Below are 24057 nucleotides of genomic sequence, written 5' to 3' on the forward strand. Positions count from 1 at the left end.
GTGCTGAAGGCGACCCTGAGGAGTTTCCTCGCGCACAAGGGACGGCTGGCGCTGTCCGCGCTGGCCGTCGTGCTGTCCGTCGCGTTCGTCGCGGGCAGTCTGATCTTCTCCGACACCGTCACCCGCACTTTCGACCGGCTGTTCGCGTCGACCTCCGCGGACGTGACGGTCGAGCCCAAGGAGGACCTGAAGTCCCCGGTGCCGACCGGCACGATCGCGACCGTGCCGGCCGCGCTGCTGGACCGGGTGCTGAAGGTGCCGGGTGTCGCGGCGGCCCACGCGGACGTGTCGGTGCAGAACGTCGTGGTCGTCGACAGCCACGACAAGTCCGTCGGGCCGACCACCGGCGCCCCCACCATCGCCACCTCCTGGTACGTGACCCGCCGCAGTCCGGTGCGGCTGACCTCGGGACACGCGCCGCACGGTGCGGGCGAGGCGCTGCTCGACGCGGACACGGCCGACAAGAAGCACGTGGGCATCGGCGACACGCTGACGGTGCAGGCGCAGCCGGGCACGTTCCCGGTGAAGGTCGTCGGCATCGCCACGTTCACCACCACCAACCCCGGTGCCGCCCTGGTGTTCCTCGACCCCGCCGAGACCGGCCGCCTGCTGCTCGGCTCCGCGGCCCGGGCCACCAGCATCTCGGTGGACGCGGCCGCGGGCGTCTCCGACACCGCGCTCAAGCAGCGCGTCGCCGCCGCGATCGGCACCGGGGACGGCACCTACGAGCTGAAGACCGCGGACGAGCAGGCCAAGTCGGCCGCGGCCGACCTCGGCGGGTTCCTGGACGTCATCAAGTACGTGATGCTGGGATTCGCCGGGATCGCCGTCCTGGTGGGCATCTTCCTGATCGTCAACACCTTCTCCATGCTGATCGCCCAGCGCACCCGTGAGCTCGGACTGTTGCGGGCGCTCGGCGCGGACCGGCGCCAGGTGCGGCGGTCGGTGCTCACGGAGGCGCTGCTGCTCGGTTTCACCGGCTCGACGCTGGGCCTCGCGGCCGGCATCGGGCTGGCGTTCGGGCTGATCCGGCTGATGGGCGCGTTCGGGATGAACCTGAAGGCCGCGGAGATGGTCATCGGCTGGGGCACGCCGGTCGCGGCGTACGCCGTCGGCATGGGCGTCACCTTCGTCGCCGCGTACCTGCCCGCGCGCCGGGCGGCGACCGTGTCCCCGATGGCGGCCCTCTCGGACGCCGAGATCGCCGGTGTGGGAAAGCCCTTGAAGGTACGGGCGGTCGTGGGCGCGGTGATCGGCGCCCTCGGCGCGGCCGCGCTGGCCGGGTGCGCGGCGGCCACGAAGGCCGCTTCGGCCGGGTCGCTCCTTGCGCTGGGCGTGGTGCTGACGCTGGTCGCGACCGTCGTCGCGGGACCGCTGCTGGTACGGCCGGTGATCCGCGTCCTGGGCGGCGTGTTCCCGTTGCTGTTCGGGTCGGTCGGCCGGATGAGCCAGCGCAACGCCCTGCGCAACCCGCGCCGCACCGGCGCCACCGCGGCCGCGCTGATGGTCGGACTGGCCCTGGTCGGCGGCATGTCGGTGGCGAGCGCGTCCATGTCCGCCTCCTTCGACCAGGAGATCGACAAGACGCTCGGCGCCGACTACATCGTCCAGAACTCCAACTTCACCCCGTTCACCAAGGAACTCACCGACCGTGTGGCCGCGACGCCCGGTGTCGGGCTCGTCGTACGGCAGCGGCTCACGGCGATCGCCGTACGGCTCCCGGACGGCAAGCGTGTCGAGACCGCCGCCGCGGGCTACGGGCCCCGCCTCGACGACGTGGCCCATCTCGCCTACACCGAGGGGGACTCGGCGGCCGCGCTGGCGGACGGCAGCCTCGCCATGGACTCGGGGTTCGCGAAGGACCACCGGGTGAAGGTGGGCGATGTCGTCCCGGTCGAGTTCCCGGGCCGGCGCCGGGCCGAGCTGACGGTCGGCGCGCTCACCGACCAGGGCGGTTCCGACGGCTTCGGCGTGCAGGGCGGGATCTTCCTCGGGATGACGACGCTGGACAAGTACGTGCCCGACGGCCAGGACTCCGCGCTCTACGTCAACGCGTCCGCCGGCACCGACGCCAAGCAGCTCCGTCCGCGCCTGGAAGCGGCGCTGAAGCGGTTCCCGCAGGTCCAGGTCCGCGACCAGGCCGACTACAAGAAGCTGGTGCACGACCAGATCGCCGTGCTGCTGTACCTCGTGTACGCGCTGCTCGGACTCGCGATCGTCATCGCCGTGCTCGGCGTGGTCAACACGCTCGCGCTGTCCGTGGTCGAACGCACACGGGAGATCGGGCTGCTGCGCGCGATCGGCCTCGGCCGGCGGCAGTTGCGCCGGATGATCCGTCTGGAGTCGGTGGTGATCGCGGTGTTCGGCGCGGTGCTGGGGCTCGGGCTCGGACTCGTGTGGGGCGTGTGCACCCAGCAGGTGCTGGCCCTCAACGGCATGACGGCGCTCGCGATCCCCTGGGGCACGATCGTGGCGGTGGTCGTCGGCGCGGCGGTCGTCGGCATCGTGGCGGCCCTGCTGCCGGCGTTCCGGGCGTCGCGGATGAACGTGCTGGCGGCGATCGCGCACGAGTGACGGGCTCTACGCCGCCTCCCCGGCAGGGGGCACGCGGATGACGGGGTGGCCCCGGGGCGCGGAGACGGCCCGGGGCCACGGCCGTGTCCGCGCGACCGCACGCGGTCGCCGCCCGGGGCTCAGGCGGGCGGTCGAGTGTCACCTTCCCGTCCGGCACGGTATACATGGTCCAGTAATGCGTGATCTGCACGGGGGCGCGTCCCGGCGCAGACCTCGGGCCTGCTCGGCGGGCCCGCGCCGCCGGGGCCCGTGAGCCGGGCGGCCGGGACCGCCCCTTGAGCACCGTGTCCGGGACACCCGCGCCCGCGCAGACCTTCCGGAAGAAGGATGCGCCATGACAACAGACGCCGAGACCGTGACCTTCGCCGATCTCGAACTGGCCCCCGAAATCCTGCGGGCTCTGACCAGCCTGGGTTACGAGGAACCCACCCCGATCCAGCGGGAGGCCATCCCTCCCCTGCTGGCCGGTCACGACCTGCTGGGCCAGGCGGCCACGGGAACCGGGAAGACGGCCGCCTTCGCCCTGCCGGTGATCGAACGCATCCACCGGGAACGCGGCGGCAAGGGCGGACCCGCCGCGCTGGTGCTGGTGCCCACCCGTGAGCTGGCCATCCAGGTGTCCGAGGCGGTCCACCGCTACGGAACCGATCTGGGCGTCCGGGTCCTGCCCGTGTACGGCGGCCAGCCCATCGGGCGGCAGCTGCGCGCCCTGGAACGCGGCGTGGACGTGGTCGTGGCGACACCGGGCCGGGCGCTGGACCACATCTCCCGAGGCTCGCTGCGCCTGGACGACCTGCGCACGGTCGTCCTGGACGAGGCCGACGAGATGCTGGACATGGGGTTCTCCGAGGACATCGACCAGATCCTGGAGAACGTGCCGGAGGAGCGCCAGACCGTGCTGTTCTCGGCGACGATGCCGTCCCGGATCGACGCGATGGCCCGCCGTCATCTGAAGAAGCCGGTCCGGGTGGAGATCGAACGGGAGGCCCCGGCCCCGGGCGAGGCCCCGCGGGTGCGGGAGTCCGCCTACATCGTGGCGCGCGGGCAGAAGCCGGCCGCGCTCGGCAGGCTGCTGGACGTGGAGTCCCCGGACGCCGCCATCGTCTTCTGCCGTACCCGCGACCAGGTCGACACCCTCACCGAGACGCTGAACGGCCGCGGCTACCGCGCCGAGGCGCTGCACGGCGGCTTGAGCCAGGAACAGCGGGACCGGGTCATGGGCCGGCTGCGCGGCGGTACGGCGGACCTGCTGGTCGCGACCGACGTGGCCGCCCGCGGCATCGACGTCGAACACCTCACCCACGTGATCAACTACGACGTGCCGTCCGCGTCGGAGTCGTACGTGCACCGCAGCGGCCGGGTCGGGCGCGCCGGACGCGAGGGCGTGGCGATCACGCTCGCGGAACCGCGGGAGCACCGGATGCTCAAGTCGATCGAGCGGGCCACCGGACGCACGATCCCGGTGGAGAAGGTGCCCACGGTCGCCGACCTGCGGGCCAGGCGCCTGGAGCTGACGCGGGCCTCGCTGCACGAGAGCCTCCTCGAGGACGAGGACCTGGAACGGTTCCGGGTGGTGGTGGAGACCCTCGGGGACGAGTTCGACGTGATGGACGTGGCGCTGGCGGCGGTGAAGCTGGCCCACGAGTCGAGCGGCGCCGCGTTCGACGAGGAGGAGATCCCCGAGATCGCGCCGCGCGACCGGGACCGTGATCGCGGCCGGGACCGCGGTGCCCCTCGCGGGCGCAGGGGCGGCGGGCGGACGTCGCCGGGCATGACGCGCCTGTTCGTCGGGGCCGGGCGCAGCGCCGGTATCCGGCCGCAGGACCTGGTCGGTGCCATCGCCGGGGAGTCGCGGCTGAGCGGACGGGACATCGGGTCGATCGAGATCGCCGACCGTTTCTCGCTGGTGGAGGTCCCCGAGAACGCGGCCGAGGACGTGATCCGTTCGCTGCGCGGAGCCACGATCAAGGGGCGCAAGGCGCACGTGCGCCGGGAGCGCGACCAGGTCCGCTGACCGGGCAGGCAGAGACCGGACGGACGCAGGCCGAGCAGGCGCGGGCCGAGCAGGCGCGGGCCGGGCAGGCGCGGGCCGGGCGGGCGCGGGCGCCCGAGGGGCGGACCGTCCCCCGGTCCACGGACCGGAATTCGTTCGCGGCGCGCCCCCGCCCTCTGCTTGGCTCGCGCCATGAGTGATCTCCGTATCCGCCACGCGGTCTCCGACGACATCGACACGGTGCTGGGCTTCTGGCGCGAGGCCGCCGAGGGGACGAGCATCAGCGACGACCACGAGGGCGTGTCCCGGCTCCTCGCCACGGACCCCGAAGCGCTGCTCCTCGCGGAGCGCGACGGGGTCCTCGCGGGGACCGTGATCGCCGGCTTCGACGGCTGGCGCTGCTCGGCGTACCGCCTCGCCGTCCACCCCGGCCACCGGCGGCAGGGTGTCGCCACGGCCCTGTTGCGCGCGGCGGAGGAGCGGTTCGCGGCCCTGGGCGGCCGCCGCGTCGACGCGATGGTCCTGGAGGTGAACGAGCGGGCCCGGCTGACCTGGTCCGCGGGCGGCTACCGGCGCGAGGACCACTGGCGGCGCTGGGTGAAGCCGTTGCCGGACGGCGCGGTACCGGGCACGACCGTGCCGGTCGGCGCCGCCCGGAGCGCAGTCGCCGCCGACCGTACGGACGGCACGGACTGACCGGCCGCGTGGGACGCCCAGGGCGGTGCCGCTCCGGTCTTCGCGGCACCGCCCGGGCAGGCTCTTTGCCTTTCCTTTACTCTGGGAGGACACTCGTTCCTCCGTGAAAGGTTGTGAGCGTCCCGCCATGGGCGACCCTCCCCGTCCGCGACATCGCGCGATCCGGCCCGCATTGCCCGATCATGGGACGGGGGTGACCCGATGACCGAAGTGCTGCTCCTTCTGGTGGCGATCCTGCTGTCGCTCGCCTGCGGCGCCTTCGTGGCCGCGGAGTTCTCGCTGACCACGGTCGAACGGGGTGAGCTGGAACGGGCCGCCGCGCGCGGTGAGCGCGGCGCGGCGGGCGCGCTCAAAGCCGTACGGAATCTGACCTTCCAGCTCTCGGGCGCGCAGCTCGGCATCACCGTCACCAACCTGGTCGTCGGCATGCTCGCCGAGCCGTCGATCGCCAAGCTGCTCGCGGGGCCGTTCCGGGCCATGGGCCTGTCCCCCACCACGGCGAGTTCGGTGGCGCTGATCCTGGGCACGGCCCTGTCGACGGTGTTCCTGATGGTCGTCGGCGAGCTGGTGCCCAAGAACTGGGCGATCTCGGCGCCGCTGGCCGTGGCCAAGCGGGTCGGCAACCCCCAGCGCTGGTTCAGCGCCGCCTTCCGCCCCTTCATCACGCACCTCAACAACACCGCCAACCGCGCCGTACGACGGTTCGGTCTCACGCCGACCGAGGAGCTGACCTCCGCGCGCGGACCGCAGGAACTGGTGGCCCTCGCGCGGCACTCCGCGAAGGCGGGAGCCCTGGAGCCGGACACGGCCGAACTGTTCGTGCGCACCCTGAACCTCGCCGATCTGACGGCGGAGAACGTGATGACCCCGCGCGTCCAGGTCGTCGCCCTCGACACCCAGGCGACCTGCGCGGACGTGGCGAACGCGACCCGGGCGACCGGCCTGTCCCGGTTCCCGGTCTACCGCGGGAACCTCGACGCGGTGGTGGGGGTCGCCCACGTCAAGGACGTGCTGGCGCTGCCCGCCGGGGAACGGGCCTTCCGCTCGGTCACCCAGGTGATGCGCGAGCCCCTGCTGGTGCCGGAGTCCCTCACGGTCGACCGGCTGCTCGACCGGCTGTCGGGCCGGCGCACCATGGCCGTCGTCATCGACGAGTACGGCGGCACGGCGGGCGTCGCGACCCTGGAGGACATCGTCGAGGAGGTCGTCGGCGAGGTGCGCGACGAGCACGACCCGCACGAGACGCCCGACCTCGCCCCGGCCGGCGCGGACTCCGAGGGCCGGGCCCTGTACTCCGCGGACGGCGCCGCCCGCATGGACGAGCTGGCCCGGGTGGGCCTTCGGGTGCCCGAGGGGCCGTACGAGACGCTGGCCGGACTCGTCGCGACCGGCCTGGGCCGCATACCGGCCGTCGGGGACCGGATGGAGGTCGCCGGGTGGCGGCTGGACGTCGTGGACTCCTCCGGGCACCGGGCGGCCCGGGTGCTGATGCACGCGCCGCTCGCCGGCGGGCCGCGCGACGGACGCGGGGACGAGCGGCGGGACCGGCTCGGCAGGCGATCGGAGCGGCAGGGGCGGCGGGCGGACCGTGACGGCCGGCCCGGCCACGGTGACGGCCGGCCGGGGCGGGGTGACGGCGGGACGGGGCGGGACGACGGTCCGGCGGACCGGGGCGACGAGTGGACGGAGGGGGCGCGATGACCGCCGTACAGCTGCTGATCGGTCTGGCGACGCTCGTCGTGAACGCGTTCTTCGTGGGCGCCGAGTTCGCGCTGATCTCGGTGCGGCGCTCGCAGGTCGAACCGCTGGCGCAGGAGGGCGACCGGCGGGCCCGGAGCGTGCTGTGGGGCCTGGAGCACGTGTCGGCGCTGCTGGCCGCGGCCCAGCTCGGCATCACGCTGTGCACGCTGGTCCTGGGTGTGGTGGCGGAGCCGGCCATCGCGCATCTGCTGGAGCCGGTGTTCCACGCGATCGGCGTGTCCACGGGCGTGGGGCACGCGGTGTCGTTCGTGATCGCGCTGACCCTGGCGACGTATCTGCACATGCTGCTCGGCGAGATGGTGCCCAAGAACATCGCGCTCGCCGAACCGGTGCGCAGCGCGCTGCTGCTCGGTCCTCCCCTGGTCGCGCTGTCGCGGGCGCTGCGTCCGGTGATCTTCACGATCAACGCCTTCGCGAACACGCTGCTGAAGCTGCTGCGCGTGGAGGCCAAGGGAGAGGTCGCGGCGACGTTCTCGGACACCGAGCTCGCCGAGATCGTCAAGGACGCGGGGGCCGCGGGCCTGATCGACGAACGGGCCCGCGAGCGCCTGCACGACGCCCTCGAACTGGGCAGCCGGCCGGTGCGGGACGTGGTGGTGCCGCTGGAGCGCGTGGTCTACGCGCGCGTGGGCGTCACGCCCGAGCAGCTGGAGGAGCTGTCGGCCGACTCGGGCTTCTCACGGTTCCCCGTGGTCGACGTGGGCCGCCGGATCGTGGGCTACCTGCACGTCAAGGACGCCCTGGACGCCTCGCCGCGGGACGTGCCGTTCCGGCTGCGCGACATGCGGTCCATCGCACGCGTGCGGGAGAGCACGCCGATGGACGACGTGCTCACCGCGATGCGCGGCAGCCGCACGCACCTGGCGGCCGTGCTCGGGGACGACGGGCGGCTGGCCGGCCTGGTGACGATGGAGGACGTGCTGCGGGAGCTGTTCGGCCAGCCGGCGTGAGCGGCCGCGACGGCGGCGGGAAGGGGTGCGCGGGGGGCCGGGGTCACCGGTCCGCGGTTCCCCTGTCCGGGATACGATCGCTGGCGCCATGCAGACGAATCCCACACCCCCCGCGTACACCAGCCTCGTCGCCGTCGGCGACTCCTTCACCGAGGGGATGTCGGACCTGCTGCCCGACGGCTCCTACCGGGGCTGGGCCGACATGCTCGCCGCGCGGATGGCCGCCCGCACCCCCGGTTTCCGGTACGCCAACCTCGCGGTGCGCGGGAAGCTGATCGGGCAGATCGTCGACGAGCAGGTCGACGTGGCGGCGGCGATGAGGCCCGACGTCATCACGCTGGTCGGCGGCCTCAACGACACGCTGCGGCCCAAGTGCGACATGGTGCGGGTGCGGGACCTGCTGACCGAGGCCGTGGAGCGGCTGGCGCCCAGCTGCGAGCGGCTCGTGCTGATGCGCAGCCCCGGCCGGCAGGGCCCGGTGCTGGAGCGGTTCCGGCCGCGCATGGAGGAGCTGTTCGCCTGCGTCGACGAGCTGGCCGCCAAGCACGGCGCCGTGGTCGCCGACCTGTACGCCGCCCCGTCGCTGGCCGACCCGAGGCTGTGGGACGTCGACCGGCTGCACCTGACGCGGGAGGGGCACCGCCGCGTCGCCGAGGCGGTGTGGCAGTCGCTCGGTCACGAGGCCGAGGACAGCGAGTGGCGCACCCCCATGCCGGCCACCCCGCCGCCGGGCTGGGTCTCGCGCCGGACCGCGGACGCGCAGTTCGCCCGGCAGTACCTGCTGCCCTGGATAGGCCGCCGCCTCACCGGCCGCTCCTCCGGCGACGGCCGCGCCCCGAAGCGCCCGGAACTGCTCCCCTACGAGGGCCCGGCGGCCTGACCCCGCCCGGCGGCAGGTCCAGCCGCCGGACCGGCGACTGGACCTGCGGCCGGACCAAGGCCCGGACCAGGAGTCCGGCGCCGGGCCGGGCCCGCCGGGGTGCGCGCGTCGCAGATCCTGTGGCGCCCGTCTCGTAGCTTCCTCCGAAGCCGCACGTGGCGCTGGCCTGCACGAATCGCCAGTAGAATCCGTACACGTGACTTCAGCGCCCGCCAAGCCCCGCATCCCGAACGTCCTCGCCGGACGTTACGCCTCCACCGAGCTCGCCACGCTCTGGTCGCCCGAGCAGAAGGTGAAGCTGGAGCGGCAGCTCTGGCTCGCCGTGCTGCGGGCCCAGAAGGATCTCGGCATCGAGGTGCCGGACGAGGCCATCGCCGACTACGAGCGCGTCCTGGACACCGTGGACCTCGCCTCCATCGCCGAGCGCGAGAAGGTCACCCGGCACGACGTGAAGGCGCGGATCGAGGAGTTCAACGACCTCGCCGGGCACGAGCACGTGCACAAGGGCATGACCTCGCGTGACCTGACGGAGAACGTCGAGCAGCTCCAGATCCGGCTCTCCCTGGAGCTGGTGCGCGACCGCTCGGTGGCGGTCCTGGCCCGTCTGGGCAAGCTGGCCGGCGAGTACGCCGAGCTGGTCATGGCCGGCCGCTCGCACAACGTCGCCGCACAGGCCACCACCCTCGGCAAGCGTTTCGCGACCGCCGCCGACGAGCTGCTCGTGGCGTACGGCCGCGTGGAGGAGCTGCTCGGCCGCTACCCGCTGCGCGGCATCAAGGGCCCCGTCGGCACCGCGCAGGACATGCTGGACCTGCTGGGCGGGGACGCGGCCAAGCTCGCCGAGCTGGAGCAGCGGATCGCCCACCACCTGGGCTTCTCGCAGGCGTTCACCTCGGTGGGCCAGGTCTACCCGCGCTCGCTGGACTACGAGGTCGTCACCGCCCTGGTGCAGCTGGCGGCGGCGCCGTCCTCGCTGGCCAAGACGGTCCGGCTGATGGCCGGGCACGAGCTGGTCACCGAGGGCTTCAAGCCGGGACAGGTCGGCTCGTCCGCGATGCCGCACAAGATGAACACCCGCTCCTGCGAGCGCGTCAACGGCCTGATGGTGATCCTGCGCGGCTACGCGTCGATGACCGGCGAGCTGGCGGGCGACCAGTGGAACGAGGGCGACGTGTCCTGCTCGGTGGTGCGCCGGGTCGCGCTGCCGGACGCGTTCTTCGCGCTGGACGGCCTGCTGGAGACGTTCCTGACGGTGCTGGACGAGTTCGGCGCCTTCCCCGCCGTCGTCGCCCGTGAGCTGGACCGCTACCTGCCGTTCCTGGCCACCACCAAGGTGCTGATGGGCGCGGTGCGCGCGGGTGTCGGCCGTGAGGTCGCGCACGAGGCGATCAAGGAGAACGCCGTGGCCACCGCGCTCGCGATGCGTGAGCAGGGCGCCGAGCGCAACGACCTGCTCGACAAGCTCGCCGCCGACGAGCGGCTGCCGCTCGACCGCGGACAGCTGGCCGCGCTGATGGCCGACAAGCTGTCCTTCACCGGCGCCGCCGCCGACCAGGTGGCCGTGGTCGCCGGCCGGATCGAGGAGATCGTCAAGCAGCGCCCGGAGGCCGCCGGCTACACCCCCGGAGCGATCCTCTGAGGTTCACCCGGGCCGAACTGGAGGCCGCCCGCGACCGCGTCGTCCCGGACGTGGTCGCGGACGGCCTCCGTGTGCTGTTCTGCGGTATCAACCCGGGGCTGATGTCGGCCGCGACGGGCCATCACTTCGCCCGCCCCGGCAACCGCTTCTGGCCGGTGCTGCACCTGTCCGGGTTCACGCCGGGGCAGCTGAGGCCCGACGAGCAGGGCGAGCTGCTGTCGTACGGGCTGGGCATCACCAACGTGGTGGCGCGGGCGACCGCGCGGGCCGACGAGCTGAGCCCCGAGGAGTACGTGGAGGGCGGGCGGCTGCTGACCGCCAGGGTCACGCGGTACGCGCCCCGGTGGCTGGCCGTGGTCGGCGTGACCGCGTACCGGTCCGCCTTCGGGGAGCGCAAGGCAGGGGTCGGGCCGCAGGAGCGGACCATCGGGGACACCCGGGTGTGGGTGCTGCCCAACCCCAGCGGGCTGAACGCGCACTGGACGGCCGCGACGATGGCGGAGGAGTACGCGCGGCTGCGGGAGGCGGCGGGCGTGGCGGATCAGGGAGGGTCCGTCTCGGTCACGACACCGAGCAGCTGAAACGGCAGCTCCTTGTAGCCGTAGGACACGCCGAGGACGACCCATCGGCCCGAGGAGGGCGCCCGCCAGAGATGGACGTCCGGCACGTGCTCGCTCAGGCCGGCCCAGGGTTCCGCTATCTCCTCGTCCTCCATCACCCGGTCCAGGACGCTGCGCAGACTGAAGTGCTGGGACGGCCCCCAGCGGTCGCTGAGCCGCTCCACCAGGCCGTCCCGGTCGGCCTCGTACTGCGCCGCCGTCTCCTCCCATCCGGTGCCGTCGTCCTCCCAGAAGTCGCCGCTCGTCCGCAGCACGGCCGTGTGATGGCCGGGCCCGCTCTCGCCGCACCGCGCCCATACCTCCGTCGGGGAGAACTCCAGGGCGCACAGCCGGTCGATGAGGGCAAGGTGCTGGGCGACGTCCATGTGTTCCAGTAAAGCGGGCACCACTGACAACTGGCGGTCCGTCAGGCGTCCCGGCGCCGTACGCACCAGCCTCCCGCGAGCAGGGCGGCGGCCGCCCACAGCGCGGTGACCGCGAGTCCGCTCCAGGGCCCGGGGGATCCCTCCCAGGCGCTGTGCAGGGCGGCTTGGCCCGCCCGGTCGGGCAGGTAGCCGGCGGCGCCCGCGGACAGGTCGCCGACGACGAAGGACACGATCAGCAGGAACGGGATCAGCAGCCCGAGCGTCACCGCGCCGCTGCGCAGGACGGCCGCGAGCCCGGCGGCGAACAGCGCCATCAGCGTCAGGTACAGGGCGCAGCCCGCCGCTCCCCGCAGTCCCTCGGCCCAGGTGGGCCCGGACGCTCCGAGGGTGGCCCTGCCCACCGCGAGCGCCGCGAGTCCGGTGAGCGCTCCGGTGGCCAGTACCGGCAGCGCCACCGCGGCGGCCTTCGCTGCGAACCAGCGCGTCCGGTCCGGCACCGCCGCCAGCGTCAGCCGCAGCGCACCGCCCCGGTACTCGCCGGACACGGCCGTGGCGCCGAAGGCGACGGCGGCGATCTGCCCGAGGCTCACGCCGAAGAACGCGGAGAACAGCGGGTCGGAGCGGTCGGGGTCGGCGGCGGCGACCGCGGAGAACCCGACGGTGACGACGAGGATCGCGGCCAGGGCGGCGACGAGCGACCGCAGCGTGCGGATCTTGATCCACTCGGCGTGCAGAGCGGGGACGAACGGCATGGTCAGGCCTCCTGCGGCGGTGCGGTGAACTCGGCCTCGGCGGCCGTCAGATCGAGATACGCCTCTTCCAGACTCGCCTCAAGGGCGGCGAGTTCGAGGACGGGCAGGCCCGCCTCGGACATCAGGCGGCCGACTTCCTCCACGCGCGCCTGCCGCACGGTCCATGTGCCGTAGGCGTCCCGTGCGGCCTCGTGGCCGTGCCGGGTGAGCAGCACGCCGAGGCGGTCGGATTCGGCGTCACCGGTACGGACCCTCACCTGGGGCCGCACGCGCGCGTGGATGAACTCCCGTACCGGGGTGTCGGCGAGGAGGTGGCCCCGGCCGAGAATCACGAGGTGGTCGGCGAAGGCCGCGGTCTCGCCCATGAGATGGCTGGAGACCAGGACGGTACGGCCCTCGGCGGCGAGCGAGCGCAGCAGGACGCGGACCCAGACGATGCCCTCCGGGTCGAGGCCGTTGGCGGGCTCGTCGAGGAGGACCACCTCGGGGTCGCCGAGCAGCGCGGCGGCGATGCCGAGACGTTGCCGCATCCCCAAGGAGAACGTCCGCACCCGGCGCCGGGCCACCGGCGTGAGCCCGGTCCGCTCCAGGACGGCGGCCACCCGGCCGACGTCGATGCGGTTGCTCGCCGCGAGGACCCTGAGGTGGTCGTGGGCGGTCCGGGAGCCGTGGGCGGCCCGCGCGTCCAGCAGGGACCCCACCCGGCGCAGCGGATCGCGGAGTCCGGCGTACGGGCGGCCGCCGATGGTCGCGGTGCCCGAGGAGGGGCGGTCGAGGCCGAGGACGAGCCGCATGGTGGTGGACTTTCCGGCGCCGTTGGGGCCGAGGAAGCCGGTGACCCGGCCGGGGCGCACGGTGAGCGTCAGGCCGTCGACGGCACGCCTGCCGCCGTACTCCTTGGTGAGGTCGCGCAGTTCGATGGAGGTCATGGCCGACAGCCTCGCCGGGCGGCGGCCCGGACGCCTCCCCCGCGGGCGGGGACCCTCTCCCCCGCGCGGGGGAGGTCCGCCGCCGTGCCCCCTGCGAGGATGGCGCCATGGTCAGCGCCGTACGTCTCCTGCTCCGCCCGCTGTCGCGCGGGAGGACGTACACGCGCCTGCTGCATCTGTGGGTGCCGATGCTGATCGTCAGCTTCTGGCTGTTCATCGATCCCCGGACGCCGTGGATGCCCGCGCTGCTCGTCGCCCCGGCCGGTCTCGTGCCCGCCGTGCGGATCGGCGAAGGGGTGCAGGCGCGGCTGCTGCTGACGCCGGGTGAGCGGGAGCCGGGCATCTCCGCGACCGCGGCGGCCTCCTGGCGGGACCGCGGGCGCACGGTGCTGTGGCTGGAGGCGCGGATGCTCCTCGGGGCGGCGACCGTGTTCGTCAGCGTGCGGTCGCTGGTCCTCGCGTTCGAACTGGCCGGGTGCGCCTGGGGGCGGGCGCCGTCCGGGGTGCCGCTGCTGGAGCACCTGCCGCCCGGCAGGGGGTACGCCCTGCTGGTGCCGCTCCCCCTGTTCGCCCTGTACGGCGCGGTGGTCGGGCTCGGTGAGCTGGTCACGGTGTGCGCGCGCCGGCTGCTCGGACCGTCGGCCGCCGAACGGCTGGCGGCGCTGGAGGAGCGCACCGAGCAGCTACTGGAACGCACCCGTATCGCCCGGGAGTTGCACGACTCGATCGGGCACGCGCTCACGGTGGCGGTGGTCCAGGCGGGTGCCGCGCGGGCGGCCGGCGACGCCGAGTTCACCGGCCGCGCCCTGTGCGCGATCGAGGAGACCGGCCGGGCCGCGCTGGAGGATCTGGAGCGTGTGCTGGGGGTGCTGCGCGAGTCGGAGCGTCCGGTGGGCGGCCGTCCCACGCTGGCCGACGCCGGCCGGCTGCTGGAGTCGGCGCGTGCCTCGGGCGCGGTGGTGGACGCCGAGGTGACGGGCGCGGTGGCGGCGGTGCCGGGCCCGGTGTCGCGCGAGGGGTACCGGATCCTCCAGGAGGCCCTGACCAATGTGCTGCGGCACGCGGGAGCGGTGCCCGTGAGCGTACGGGTCGCGGCCGGGGACGGCACGCTCGCCCTGGAGGTCCGCAACCCCCTGCCGGGCGGGGCCCCCGCACCCGGCCGGGGCAGCGGGCTGCGCGGCATGCGCGAGCGCGCCGCGCTGCTCGGGGGAAGCGCGCGTACGGGGCCGGAGGGCGGCGAGTGGCTGGTGCGGGCGGAACTTCCGCTGGGCTGACCCGAACTGAGCCGGACCCGGTCGGGCTCCGCTGGGCTGACCCGAGCCGAGCCGAGCCGGGTCCGGCTGGGCTGAGCTGGGCTGGGCTGGGCTGGGCTGGGCCAGGCTCCGCCGGGCTGGAGCGGGCCCCGGCGGCTGGGCGGATCCCGCCCCTGTGGAGGGCGGTCCGCGGCATCTAAGCTGGCCCGATGCCGGTCACCGTACTTCTCGTGGACGACGAGCCCCTGGTCCGCGCGGGGCTGCGGGCCGTGCTGGGGGCACAGCCCGACATCGAGGTGGTGGGCGAGGCGGCGGACGGGGCGTCGGTGATCCCGCTGGTGCGCCGGCTGCGGCCCGACGTCGTCGCGATGGACGTCCGGATGCCCCTGCTGGACGGGATCGAGGCCACGCGCGCCGTCCTGCGCACCGTCGACGACCCGCCGAAGATCCTGGTGGTGACCACCTTCGAGGACGACGAGTACGTCTACGAGGCCCTGCGCGCCGGTGCCGACGGCTTCCTGCTGAAGCGGGCCCGGCCGGCCGAGATCGTGCACGCGGTGCGCCTCGTGGCGGAGGGCGGCTCGCTGCTCTTCCCCGCGTCCGTACGGCGGCTCGCGGACCGCTACGGCGGACGGGACGCGGCCGCGGGCCGCGAGCGGTCCGGCGCGCCCCTGTCGGCGGCCCGGCTCACGGAACGCGAGGCGGAGGTGCTGCGGCTCATGGCGCGGGGACTGACGAACGGTGAGATCGCGGGCCGGCTGGTGGTGGGGACGGAGACGGTGAAGTCGCACGTGAGCGCCGTACTGGCCAAACTCGGGGCCCGGGACCGCACACAGGCGGTGATCTCCGCCTACGAGTCCGGGTTCGTCGCGCCCGGGTGAGCGGTGACGGCCGCGCGCCCGGCGGGGAACCCGGCTCTCGCCGGGGTGGACCGGGCCGAGTACGATCCGCCCCACACGCGCGCGAGCTGGGAGGACGGACGGTGGGGCAACTGACCGGCGGCGATCCCTCGCTGCTGCGGAGGATCAATTCCACGGTGGTGCTGCACGCGCTCCGGGCCACGGACTGCGCGACGCTCACCGAGATCACCCGGCTCACCGGCCTGTCCCGGCCCACCGTCGAGGGGGTCGTGGAAGGGCTGATCGAGGCCGGACTCGTGGTCGAGAAGGCCGCCGACGAGGGCACCGCGCGCCGCCAGGGGCGGCCCGCCCGGCGCTTCCGGTTCCGGGCCGAGGCCGGGCATCTGCTGGGTCTGGAGATCGGGCCCCACCGGGTCGCCGCGCTCCTGTCCGACCTCGACGGACGCGTGCTGGGCACCCAGGCCAGGGAGGTCGGCGAGACGGCTCCGGCGGACGAACGGCTGGACCGGCTGCGCGGCGCGGTCGCCGAGCTGCTGCGCCGGACCGGGGTCGCGCGGGGCTCCCTGCGGGCGGTGGGCGTGGGCACGCCCGGCATCGTGGAGGCCGACGGGACGGTCCGGCTGGGCACCGCGCTGCCGCAGTGGACGGGCCTGCGGCTGGGCGAGCGCCTCGGCCGCTCCTTCAAGTGCCCGGTGCTGGTGGAGAACGACGCCAACGCCGCCGCCGTGGCGGAGCACTGGAAGGGCGCGGCGACGGAGACGGACGACGTGGTGTTCGTCCTGGCCGGGCTGAGTCCGGGGGCGGGTTCGCTGATCGGCGGCCGGCTGCACCGGGGGTACGGCGGTGCGGCCGGGGAGATCGGCGCGCTGCATCTGCTGGGCCGGGAGAAGACCCCGGAGACGCTGCTGTCCACCACGGACGAGCCGCTGCACCCGCTGGACGAGCACGCGGTCGCCGAGGTGTTCACGCTGGCCCGCGAGGGAGACCCGCGCGCGCGGGAGGCCGTCGACCGCTTCATCCAGCGGCTCGTCCACGACGTGGCCGCGCTGGTGCTGGCCCTGGACCCGGAGCTGGTCGTGATCGGCGGCTGGGCGGCGGGGCTCGACGACGTCCTCGATCCGCTGCGCCGGGAACTCGCCCGCTATTGTCTGCGGCCGCCCCGGGTGGCCCTGTCGCTGCTCGGCGAGGCCGTGGTGACCACGGGGGCGCTGCGGCTGGCCCTGGACCACGTCGAGAAGCAGCTGTTCACGGTCGAGGGCACGGTGCCGGCGCCGCGTTGAGGGCGCCACACAAAGGCACGCGCTGAGGGCGCTACGTTGAAAGCGCCGCGTCGAGTACGCCACGCCGAAGGCACCGCGCCGAGGGCGCCGGAAAAGGCTCCGGCCATGCCGCACCCCCGTGCGCCGCGGAGTTCCGGGGCGCGACGGGGGTGCGGGTCGGTCAGGAGGCGCGCTGCTCCGGGTCGTGGTGTATCTCCACGTCGGGCGAGTCGCCGAACGTGAGCCGGCAGGTGTCGGCACGGTAGGTGGCCACGGAGAGCGCCGCGGTGCGGCCGCCGGCGAAGAACCGGGTGGTGACGACCAGCACCGGGGAGCCGGGCAGCCGGTCGAGTTCCCGGGCGTCGTCCGCGCGGGCCGAGCCCAGCTCGACGGCGCGGTCCTGGCCCTCCAGTTCCAGACGCTGCAGTTCGCGCAGGACCGCACGCGCGCGTGCCGGTCCGGACGGGGCGTCGATGGCGGTGAGGTCGGGCACCGACGAGGCCGCGATATAGAGCAGTTCGGTCGCGACGGGCCGCCCGTGCGACATCCGCGAACGGCGGACGGTGTACACCTCGGCGGAGCCGCTCTCCAGGGCCGCCGCGACAGCGGCGGGCGGCACCGCCGGCGCGCAGTCGACGGGCTGCCACGCGTCGTCGTCCGCCCCCGGCCAGACGTGCCGCTCGGTGCCTACGTCGACGCCCACGCGCGGTGGCGCGACCGTCGTGCCGACCCCCCGTCGGCGTTGGAGCCGCCCCTCCAGCTCCAGTTGCTCGAGGGCCTGCCGGAGCGTGGCCCTGGCGACGCCGTAACGGGCGGCGAGATCGCGCTCGTTGGGCAGGATCTCGCCGACGGTGAACTCGGAATCCAATGCCTCGCTGAGCACGGTCTTGAGGTGCCAGTACTTCGGTTCCGGCACCGTTTCGAGCTGCGTGGTCCCCACCCTGTCCTCCGCAAGAGCCGTGGTCCGGCGGTATTTTGCGCCTTGTTTATTAAAGGTTGTTGCAGTTCTCTGCGACCATAGGGCGGCACTCACCCTTGGTCAATACCAATCCTCGTTCCCCCGGGCGGCCCGTGAGGGCCGTGCCGCCAAGCGTTCACACGGCGTTCGTGAGCCGCCGCCCGCGGGGCGGTTCACCCTCCGGCGAGCGACCGGATCTTCTCGGGGTTGCGGATGGCGTACACGGTCGTGATGAGGCCGTCGGCGATGTCCACCTGGAAGACGCTGTCCGGCTCGCCGTCGGCCAGCGCGAGCACCGCGAGGCCGCCGTTGACCTCGATGAACCGGAAGGACAGACCGGGCACGCCCTTGCGGGCGACACCCGCGAGGAAGCGTCCGACCTTGTCGGCGGAGTGCAGGATCCGCACCGGCGCCTTCGCCTTGCCGCCGCTGTCGCCGACGAGCCGTGCGTCCGGGGCGAGCAGGGCCATCAGACCGCCGAGGTCGCCCTCGGCCGCGGCGGCGAGGAAACGCTCGGTCAGATCGCGGCGCTGGGCGGGGTCGACCTCGTAGCGCGGCCGCCGCTCCTCTACGTGCCGGCGGGCCCGGCCGGCGAGCTGCCGTACCGCCGGCTCCCCGCGGTCGAGCAGCGTGGCGATCTCGGCGTAGGGATAGCCGAACGCCTCCCGCAGGACGAAGACCGCGCGCTCCAGCGGGGACAGCGACTCCAGTACGACGAGGACGGCGAGGGAGACGGAGTCGGCGAGCAGGACGCGGTCGGCGGTGTCGGGGACGGTGTCGCCGAAGTCGGTGACGTACGGCTCGGGCAGCCACGGACCGACGTACGCCTCGTCGCGCACCTTCACCTGGCGGAGCCGGTCGATGGCCAGCCGGGTGGTGATGCGCACGAGGTAGGCGCGCGGTTCGCGGACCTCCCCGCGCTCCGCGCGGGACCAGCGCAGCCAGGCGTCCTGGACCACGTCCTCGGCGTCGGCGACACGGCCGAGCATGCGATAGGCGACCCCCATGAGCAGAGGGCGGTTCTCTTCGAAGGCGTCGATCGCGATGTCCGTCGTCACCGTCCCATCCCAGCCGACACGCATGCCCGTGTCCAGACAAAATCGGACCGTTCCCGATCACAATGATCCGGGGCAGCATGGGCCTACCCGCCGGTAGTAATTGCTGACAAGCTGTCTACGGCGTCCGCCAGCCGACCAGCAGAGGAGCACTCCATGGCCGCGACCGTCTCCTTCACGGTTCCCAGCCCGCACGGCCCGAAGGACGTGACCGTCTCCTACGCGCGCGTGGGACGCGGCGAACCGCTGGTCCTCCTGCACGGCATCGGCCACCACCTCCAGGCCTGGGACCCGGTCGTGGACATCCTGGCGACCGAGCGCGAGGTGATCGCGGTGGACCTGCCGGGCTTCGGCGCGTCCCCGGCGCTGCCCGCCGGTCTGGACTACGACCTCGCCACGACGAACACCGTGCTCGGCTCCCTGTTCCGGGCACTGGAGCTGGACCGGCCGCACGTGGCCGGCAACTCGCTGGGCGGCCTGCTGGCCCTGGAACTGGGCCGCGAGAAGCTCGTACGGTCCGTCACCGCGTTCTCCCCCGCAGGCTTCTGGACCCAGGCCGAGCGGCGCTACGCCTTCGGCCTGCTGCTCACCATGCGGGGCGTCGCCCAGCGGCTCCCCGTCCCCCTGGTGGAACGGCTGTCGCGGAGCACGGCCGGCCGCACCGCGCTGACCAGCACCATCTACGCCCGTCCGGCACGCCGTGCGCCCGACGCCGTGGTGGCCGAGACGCTCGCGCTGGTGGGGGCCACCGGATTCGACGCGACCCTCCGGGCGGGTGCCACCGTCCAGTTCACCGACGACCTGCCGGGCATGCCCGTCACCGTCGCGTGGGGGACCCGCGACCGGCTGCTCGTCCGCAGGCAGGGCGTCCGCGCCAAGCGGATCATCCCGCACGCCAGGCTGGTACGCCTGCCCGGCTGCGGGCACTGCCCGATGAGCGACGACCCCGCGCTGGTCGCCCGGGTCATCCTCGACGGGAGCCGCTGAGGGCGGCTCGGGCGCCGGGACGGTACGGACCGGGCCGCCGGTCCCGTAGGCTCGGGGCGTGTCGCGCGCCGGCGTCATCCCCCGGCGCGCGGCATCTTCCGACCCTCCGTCAATTCTCTCTGCCGACCGGCGTTTACGCAGGCAGGGGACACGGTCGTTTCCGCAGGCAGGGGCCATTGTCAGTGGTCGCCTCTACGGTTTTTCCATGACGCGATCACTGCAGACCGTGGCCTATCGCCGCGCCTCCGCGCTGGACTCCGACGCGACCGGACGCCGGCTCGGACTGGAGACGTCCCAGGGGGCGACGCCCACCGGCGCCGAGGACCATCCGCGCTTCTTCGCGGGCTTCCTGACGTCTCCGCAGGCGGCCTCGGCCGCGCTGCTGGCGGTGGCCGACGTGGCGGCCGCGCGTTACCACCAGCCCCGGCTGAGCGCCTCGCTGGACCCGGTGGTCACGGGCAACGGGGACCGGCTGCGCTTCGAGTCCTTCTCCGGCTGCGGCGGGGTCTACGCGCGCCTGGACGTGCTCACCCCGGGGCTCGACGGCGGCGAGGTGGGACACGGCACGACCAACGTGGACGTCAACAACCCGCTGCGTGAGGCGCTCTCCCGTATAGGCACCGACGATCCGCTCCATCTGCGCGTCGGCCCGGACGAGTTGGCCGTCACCACGCTGGACGGTCCGGTGGTGGAGAAGAAGGTCCCGCTGCCGGACCGGTGGCTGCGCGGCTTCGCCGAGGCCCAGGTGATCGCGGCCGGGTTCGACCTGCGGGCGGAGCTGCCGGCGGGCGAGGCGGTCCGGTTCCTGCGCGGGCTGCCGGGGACGGGCGGGGTCCGGCGGGGCCAGGGCGACCCGCGCTGGGTGGTGCCGGCGGGCCGGGGTCTGCGGCCGACGACGCGGCCCGCGCCGGGCGCGGTGTGCCTGCCCGGCCCGCAGCGGCTGGAGGCGCTGCGGCGGGTGCTGCGCCACGCGACGGCCCTGCGCGTGTACGGCCCGGCCGTGAACGGCGCCGCGGACACGGCGGCCACGGCCGCCGCCTGGGAGGTCGTGCTGCCCGGCATGCGGCTCACGCTGACCCTGTCGCCGGACGTCTCGCGCGGATTCTCCGGTGAGGGCGGCGTCCTGACGGCGCTCGCCACCGACGAGGCGGCCGCCGACGCCGAGCTGATCTCCGTGCTGCTGGCCTGGGAACCCCGTATCGACGTGGCCGATCTCGCCGCCTCCTCGGGGCTCACACCCGAGCGGGTCCGCGCGGCCCTGGTGCGTCTCGGAACCTCAGGCCGCGTCGGCTACGACACGGCGGAGGCGGCGTACTTCCACCGTGAACTCCCCTACGACGCCGAGCGGGTCGAGAGGCACAATCCGCGGCTGCGGACGGCCCGCGAGCTGGTGGCGGCCGACGCGGTGACGCTGGACGGCGCGCTGGCCACGGTCACCGCGGCGGACGGCCACCGGCACCGGGTGCGGGACGAGGCCGGGGTGCTCAGCTGCAGCTGCCTGTGGTGGGCGAAGTACCGGGGCGGACGCGGGCCGTGCAAGCACGCGCTGGCGGTACGCATGGCGCGACGGGGCGCCACGGCGGGGTCCGCGGGAACGGCGGGAACCGGCGGGGACGCGCGATGAACACGGCGGACACGGCGGACACAGCGAGCATGACGTACACGACGAACACGGCTGACACGGCTGACACGAAGAACACGACGGGCACAGTGAGTACGGCGGACAGGGCGAGCACAATGGACACGGCCGGCACGGTGGACACGGCGAAGGCGACCGATGCGGCGACCGCGCTGCTGGCCGCGGTGGAGGCCGGCGACACGGCCAGGACGCTGCGGCTGGTGACCCGCATGGGGCCGGCCGAACGGCGCGCCTGCCTGCCCGCGCTGCGGGCCCTGCGCAAGGAGCTGCGCGTGACGGAACCCTGGGGCGCACGGTCGAACCGGGTGCGTCCCGCGCTGCACCTGGCGGGAGCGGCCTGCCACACCGGGGCGGCCTCCGCGGCCGCCTGGCTCGCGGCGACCGACCTGCGGTGGCGTTCGGCGCCCGGGAAACTGCTGGTGGAGGCCCTGAAGGACCGCGACGCCGACTGGCAGACGGACGTGGCGTTCCGGCTCGCCCAGCGCCCGGTGTCGGCGAGGGTGTCGTACACGCTGATGGCCGGGCTCGTGAGCCGCGCCGGATGCGAGGCGCCCCTGACGGACGCCTACGTGACCGGCTGGGCACAGCACGTCAGCAGTTGCTGGCAGGAGAAGGACGGCGTCACGGAGCGGCTGCGCCGCGAGCCGCATCTCGCCGCCCTGGTCGGGGGGCTGTTCACGCTGACCGACGTGTCCGAGGTCCGCTGGCTGCTGAGCGGTGTGGCGGACTGGCCCGCCGCCCTGGCGAAGCTGGCCCGTGAGGGCGTGCTCGACCGCGCGGCACTCGCCGACGCGTGCGTCGCCCGGCTGCTGCGCGGCGGGGCGCCCACGGACCACCAGGCCTTCCTGCCAATCCTGCTCGCTGTCGAACTCACGCGCGAGGAGGAGCGGGAGCGGGTCGCCGACTGGACGGCGATGGCCCGGGACGGGGTCGTCGCGGTCGCCTCACACGCGCAGAAGGTCCTCGCCGGTCTGGTGCTCGACGGCGCCGGTGACGGCGGGGCGCGTCTGACCACCCTCCAGCTGGCCGAGGCCTCCGAAGGGCTGCTCTTCCGTCCCGAGAAGAAACTCGTGCGCGCCCAGCTGGTCCTGCTCGGCAAGGTCCTGTCCCGGGATCCCGGGACCGCGGCGGACCTGCTGCCGGCGGTTGCCCGGGCGTTCGGGCACGAGGACACCCAGCTGCAGGAACGGGCGCTGAAGCTGCTGGAGCGGCACGCGCGCGCCATCGGCACGGAGGAGCTGCGCACCGAACTGGCCGAGGCCGCCGAACAGCTGACGCCCGCGCTGCGGGCCCGCGCGGCCACGCTCCTCGGAATCACGGAGACCGGCACGGAGAGGGAGCCCGAGGACGACGTGCTGCCGCCGGCACCGCGGCCGGTCCGGCTCGCCCCCGCCCCGCACACCGTGGAGGAACTGGCCGAGGAGGTCGGGGCGCTGCTGGCGTCCGAGAGCGGCGTGGCCGCCTTCGAGCGTGCGCTGGACGGCCTGGTACGGCACGCCCACCTGCACCCGGACGCGCTGCGCGCGGCGCTCGCGCCGGTGGTCGCGAAGCGCTGGTGGGCGTCATCGGACCACCCGCTCCACGCACGCCGGGACGCCCTGTTCGGGCACGCGGGCGGCCTGACCGCCCCGCAGTCGGTACTCGACCTGTTGCTCGCGGTCCTGCACGGAAAGGCGGACGCCGCGACGCTCCTCGACGCGGTACGGACAGGACCGCGGCGGCACGCGTGCCCGCACAACGCCCTCACCCGGATCTTCGACGCCCGGTTCCGCGAACTGGCGTACCGCCTGCACACCGATCCGCCGCCGCTGCTGCTCGCCACGCCCACCTGGAGCACCGGTCTGCTGGAGCCGGGCGAACTGGTGGACCGGCTCGCCGAGTACCTGCGCCTGGGCGCCCGGGTCTGCGCCTCCGACTTCGCGCAGGCCCTGCTGCGGGTGCGCCGGGACGACCGGACGGCCGCCGCGGAGGCGGCCCGGCGGGCTGCGGCGCTCGGCAGCCCCGAGGGCGAACGGCTGGCCCGCCTGCTCGGCACCGAACTCACCCTCCCGGAGACGCGGCGCCGCACCAAGGGCGTGCGCGTCCTCCTGGAGCTGGCCGAACTCCCGGAAATGAGGGAGGGATTCCCGCCGGAGTTCCGGGAACTCGGCGACCCGGTACCCGTCTTCACGGCCCGCGGGTGCTACTACCACTTCGGCCGGCACATACGTCCGCACTGGCTGGCCGTGCTCCCGGAGGGCCGGGAACACGTCGCGGCCCGGCTGGTGCACGACATCGCCGACACGGCGGTGGACGACGAGCGGGGCGACGGCGTGCTGCCGCTGCTCGCCGAATCGGAGGGCGAGGCGGGCGAGGCCGTGCACCTGTGCGTGGCGTACGGCCTCGGCGCCCGGCATCACGAGGACCGGCTGGCCGCCGTCGACGCCCTGCTGGTGCTCGCCGCGCGGGGGCAGCTGGACCCGGTACGGCTGGGCGCGGACCTGGGCGAGCTGATGGGGCGCGGCGCGGTGAAGCCGCAGCGGCTGGCCGACGCGGCGCGTACGGCGGCGGCCACGGCAGCGAACGCGACGATCTGGGAGATGCTCGGCCACGCCCTGCCCGTCCCGCTCGCCCGGCTCGCCGGAGCCCGGCCGGAGGCCGCGGCCGTGGCGGCCCGGGGACTCGGGGACCTGCTGGCCGTGGCGGCGGACTGCGCCGAGCGGTCCGGCGCGGCCGGACGCCCCGGTGCCCTCGGGGCCGTACCGCACCTGGCGGAGACGGCGGCCCGCGGCGGGTCGTCGCGGCTGGTCGCCCAGGCGCGGCGGCTGCGGCAGTACCTCTCCGGCGAGGAGGCCGCCTGAGCTGCCCGGACCGATCGTGGAAACGGCAACAAAAAGGGGCGTATGCG

At 74.2% G+C, this 24057-nt stretch carries 18 protein-coding genes and 1 pseudogene; 14 read left to right on the forward strand and 5 right to left on the reverse strand.

Annotated elements, in window-relative coordinates; all coding sequences use genetic code 11:
- The 8 genes and pseudogenes from ACIPRD_RS14465 to mug all read left to right on the forward strand — a co-directional run bounded on the left by ACIPRD_RS14465 (position 1) and on the right by mug (position 11074).
- A complete protein-coding gene (locus tag ACIPRD_RS14465) occupies positions 1-2574 on the forward strand; it encodes an ABC transporter permease (RefSeq protein WP_356403447.1) in 2574 nt (857 codons plus the stop codon).
- Between the two features lie 334 nt (positions 2575-2908).
- Positions 2909-4588 (forward strand): DEAD/DEAH box helicase, encoded by a 1680-nt coding sequence (locus ACIPRD_RS14470; RefSeq protein WP_356403444.1) that lies wholly within the window; start codon positions 2909-2911, stop codon positions 4586-4588.
- A gap of 171 nt (positions 4589-4759) precedes the next feature.
- Positions 4760-5176, forward strand: a pseudogene (locus tag ACIPRD_RS14475) (GNAT family N-acetyltransferase); the annotation flags it as partial.
- 288 nt (positions 5177-5464) lie between these two features.
- Positions 5465-6964 (forward strand): hemolysin family protein, encoded by a 1500-nt coding sequence (locus ACIPRD_RS14480; RefSeq protein ID WP_401563012.1) that lies wholly within the window; start codon positions 5465-5467, stop codon positions 6962-6964.
- Entirely contained in the window at positions 6961-7974 is a 1014-nt protein-coding gene (locus tag ACIPRD_RS14485) for a hemolysin family protein (protein WP_356403438.1), read from the forward strand. Before ACIPRD_RS14480 ends, ACIPRD_RS14485 begins: the two co-directional genes overlap by 4 nt.
- 88 nt (positions 7975-8062) lie before the next feature.
- Positions 8063-8854 carry an SGNH/GDSL hydrolase family protein gene (locus ACIPRD_RS14490; protein ID WP_356403435.1) on the forward strand — a complete coding sequence of 264 codons (792 nt, stop codon included), beginning with the start codon at positions 8063-8065 and terminating at the stop codon, positions 8852-8854.
- A gap of 196 nt (positions 8855-9050) precedes the next feature.
- A complete protein-coding gene (purB, locus tag ACIPRD_RS14495) occupies positions 9051-10493 on the forward strand; it encodes an adenylosuccinate lyase (RefSeq protein ID WP_356403432.1) in 1443 nt (480 codons plus the stop codon).
- A 50-nt stretch (positions 10494-10543) separates the two neighbouring features.
- Positions 10544-11074 carry a G/U mismatch-specific DNA glycosylase gene (gene mug / locus ACIPRD_RS14500; protein WP_401563015.1) on the forward strand — a complete coding sequence of 177 codons (531 nt, stop codon included), beginning with the start codon at positions 10544-10546 and terminating at the stop codon, positions 11072-11074.
- Here mug and ACIPRD_RS14505 read toward each other — a convergent pair.
- The 3 genes from ACIPRD_RS14505 to ACIPRD_RS14515 are packed head-to-tail and all read right to left on the reverse strand — an operon-like array spanning position 11035 to position 13159.
- Positions 11035-11478, reverse strand: a complete 444-nt coding sequence (locus tag ACIPRD_RS14505) for a hypothetical protein (RefSeq protein ID WP_356403426.1) — start codon at positions 11476-11478, stop codon at positions 11035-11037. The genes mug and ACIPRD_RS14505 overlap by 40 nt on opposite strands.
- 41 nt (positions 11479-11519) lie before the next feature.
- Entirely contained in the window at positions 11520-12230 is a 711-nt protein-coding gene (locus tag ACIPRD_RS14510; protein ID WP_401563017.1) for an ABC transporter permease, read from the reverse strand.
- A 2-nt stretch (positions 12231-12232) separates the two neighbouring features.
- Positions 12233-13159, reverse strand: a complete 927-nt coding sequence (locus tag ACIPRD_RS14515; protein ID WP_401563019.1) for an ABC transporter ATP-binding protein — start codon at positions 13157-13159, stop codon at positions 12233-12235.
- 107 nt (positions 13160-13266) lie between these two features.
- Between ACIPRD_RS14515 and ACIPRD_RS14520 the strand changes: the two genes are divergently transcribed.
- The 3 genes from ACIPRD_RS14520 to ACIPRD_RS14530 all read left to right on the forward strand — a co-directional run bounded on the left by ACIPRD_RS14520 (position 13267) and on the right by ACIPRD_RS14530 (position 16552).
- Positions 13267-14433 (forward strand): histidine kinase, encoded by a 1167-nt coding sequence (locus ACIPRD_RS14520; protein ID WP_356403417.1) that lies wholly within the window; start codon positions 13267-13269, stop codon positions 14431-14433.
- Positions 14434-14621: 188 nt separating this feature from the next.
- On the forward strand, positions 14622-15293 hold the full coding sequence (locus tag ACIPRD_RS14525) for a response regulator (protein ID WP_401563021.1): 672 nt from the start codon (positions 14622-14624) through the stop codon (positions 15291-15293).
- Positions 15294-15394: 101 nt separating this feature from the next.
- Complete coding sequence (locus ACIPRD_RS14530; RefSeq protein ID WP_356403411.1) at positions 15395-16552, forward strand: ROK family transcriptional regulator; 1158 nt, start codon at positions 15395-15397, stop codon at positions 16550-16552.
- Between the two features lie 160 nt (positions 16553-16712).
- Here the strand turns inward: ACIPRD_RS14530 and ACIPRD_RS14535 are convergent, their stop codons facing one another.
- Together ACIPRD_RS14535 and ACIPRD_RS14540 are read right to left on the reverse strand one after the other, a co-directional pair.
- On the reverse strand, positions 16713-17471 hold the full coding sequence (locus tag ACIPRD_RS14535; protein ID WP_401563023.1) for a GntR family transcriptional regulator: 759 nt from the start codon (positions 17469-17471) through the stop codon (positions 16713-16715).
- Positions 17472-17662: 191 nt separating this feature from the next.
- Positions 17663-18547 carry an RNA polymerase sigma-70 factor gene (locus ACIPRD_RS14540; protein WP_356403405.1) on the reverse strand — a complete coding sequence of 295 codons (885 nt, stop codon included), beginning with the start codon at positions 18545-18547 and terminating at the stop codon, positions 17663-17665.
- Between the two features lie 153 nt (positions 18548-18700).
- Here ACIPRD_RS14540 and ACIPRD_RS14545 point away from each other — a divergent pair, with 153 nt between their 5' ends.
- The 3 genes from ACIPRD_RS14545 to ACIPRD_RS14555 all read left to right on the forward strand — a co-directional run bounded on the left by ACIPRD_RS14545 (position 18701) and on the right by ACIPRD_RS14555 (position 24010).
- Positions 18701-19531: an alpha/beta fold hydrolase gene (locus ACIPRD_RS14545; protein WP_356403402.1), complete on the forward strand. Its 831-nt coding sequence runs from the start codon at positions 18701-18703 to the stop codon at positions 19529-19531.
- A 205-nt stretch (positions 19532-19736) separates the two neighbouring features.
- Entirely contained in the window at positions 19737-21155 is a 1419-nt protein-coding gene (locus ACIPRD_RS14550) for an SWIM zinc finger family protein (protein ID WP_401563025.1), read from the forward strand.
- 29 nt (positions 21156-21184) lie between these two features.
- A complete protein-coding gene (locus tag ACIPRD_RS14555) occupies positions 21185-24010 on the forward strand; it encodes a DUF6493 family protein (protein ID WP_401563027.1) in 2826 nt (941 codons plus the stop codon).
- Positions 24011-24057: the final 47 nt, after the last annotated feature.

Source organism: Streptomyces sp. NPDC090108 (assembly GCF_044747185.1).
Lineage (GTDB): Bacteria > Actinomycetota > Actinomycetes > Streptomycetales > Streptomycetaceae > Streptomyces.

Bases quoted from the DNA above. Each gene is read 5' to 3' on its own strand.
- ACIPRD_RS14470 (WP_356403444.1), top strand. From the start codon at position 2,909: ATGACAACAGACGCCGAGACCGTGACCTTCGCCGATCTCGAACTGGCC.
- ACIPRD_RS14480 (WP_401563012.1), top strand. From the start codon at position 5,465: ATGACCGAAGTGCTGCTCCTTCTGGTGGCGATCCTGCTGTCGCTCGCC.
- ACIPRD_RS14485 (WP_356403438.1), top strand. From the start codon at position 6,961: ATGACCGCCGTACAGCTGCTGATCGGTCTGGCGACGCTCGTCGTGAAC.
- ACIPRD_RS14490 (WP_356403435.1), top strand. From the start codon at position 8,063: ATGCAGACGAATCCCACACCCCCCGCGTACACCAGCCTCGTCGCCGTC.
- ACIPRD_RS14505 (WP_356403426.1), bottom strand. From the start codon at position 11,478: ATGGACGTCGCCCAGCACCTTGCCCTCATCGACCGGCTGTGCGCCCTG.
- ACIPRD_RS14510 (WP_401563017.1), bottom strand. From the start codon at position 12,230: ATGCCGTTCGTCCCCGCTCTGCACGCCGAGTGGATCAAGATCCGCACG.
- ACIPRD_RS14515 (WP_401563019.1), bottom strand. From the start codon at position 13,159: ATGACCTCCATCGAACTGCGCGACCTCACCAAGGAGTACGGCGGCAGG.
- ACIPRD_RS14520 (WP_356403417.1), top strand. From the start codon at position 13,267: ATGGTCAGCGCCGTACGTCTCCTGCTCCGCCCGCTGTCGCGCGGGAGG.
- ACIPRD_RS14525 (WP_401563021.1), top strand. From the start codon at position 14,622: ATGCCGGTCACCGTACTTCTCGTGGACGACGAGCCCCTGGTCCGCGCG.
- ACIPRD_RS14545 (WP_356403402.1), top strand. From the start codon at position 18,701: ATGGCCGCGACCGTCTCCTTCACGGTTCCCAGCCCGCACGGCCCGAAG.
- ACIPRD_RS14550 (WP_401563025.1), top strand. From the start codon at position 19,737: ATGACGCGATCACTGCAGACCGTGGCCTATCGCCGCGCCTCCGCGCTG.
- ACIPRD_RS14555 (WP_401563027.1), top strand. From the start codon at position 21,185: ATGACGTACACGACGAACACGGCTGACACGGCTGACACGAAGAACACG.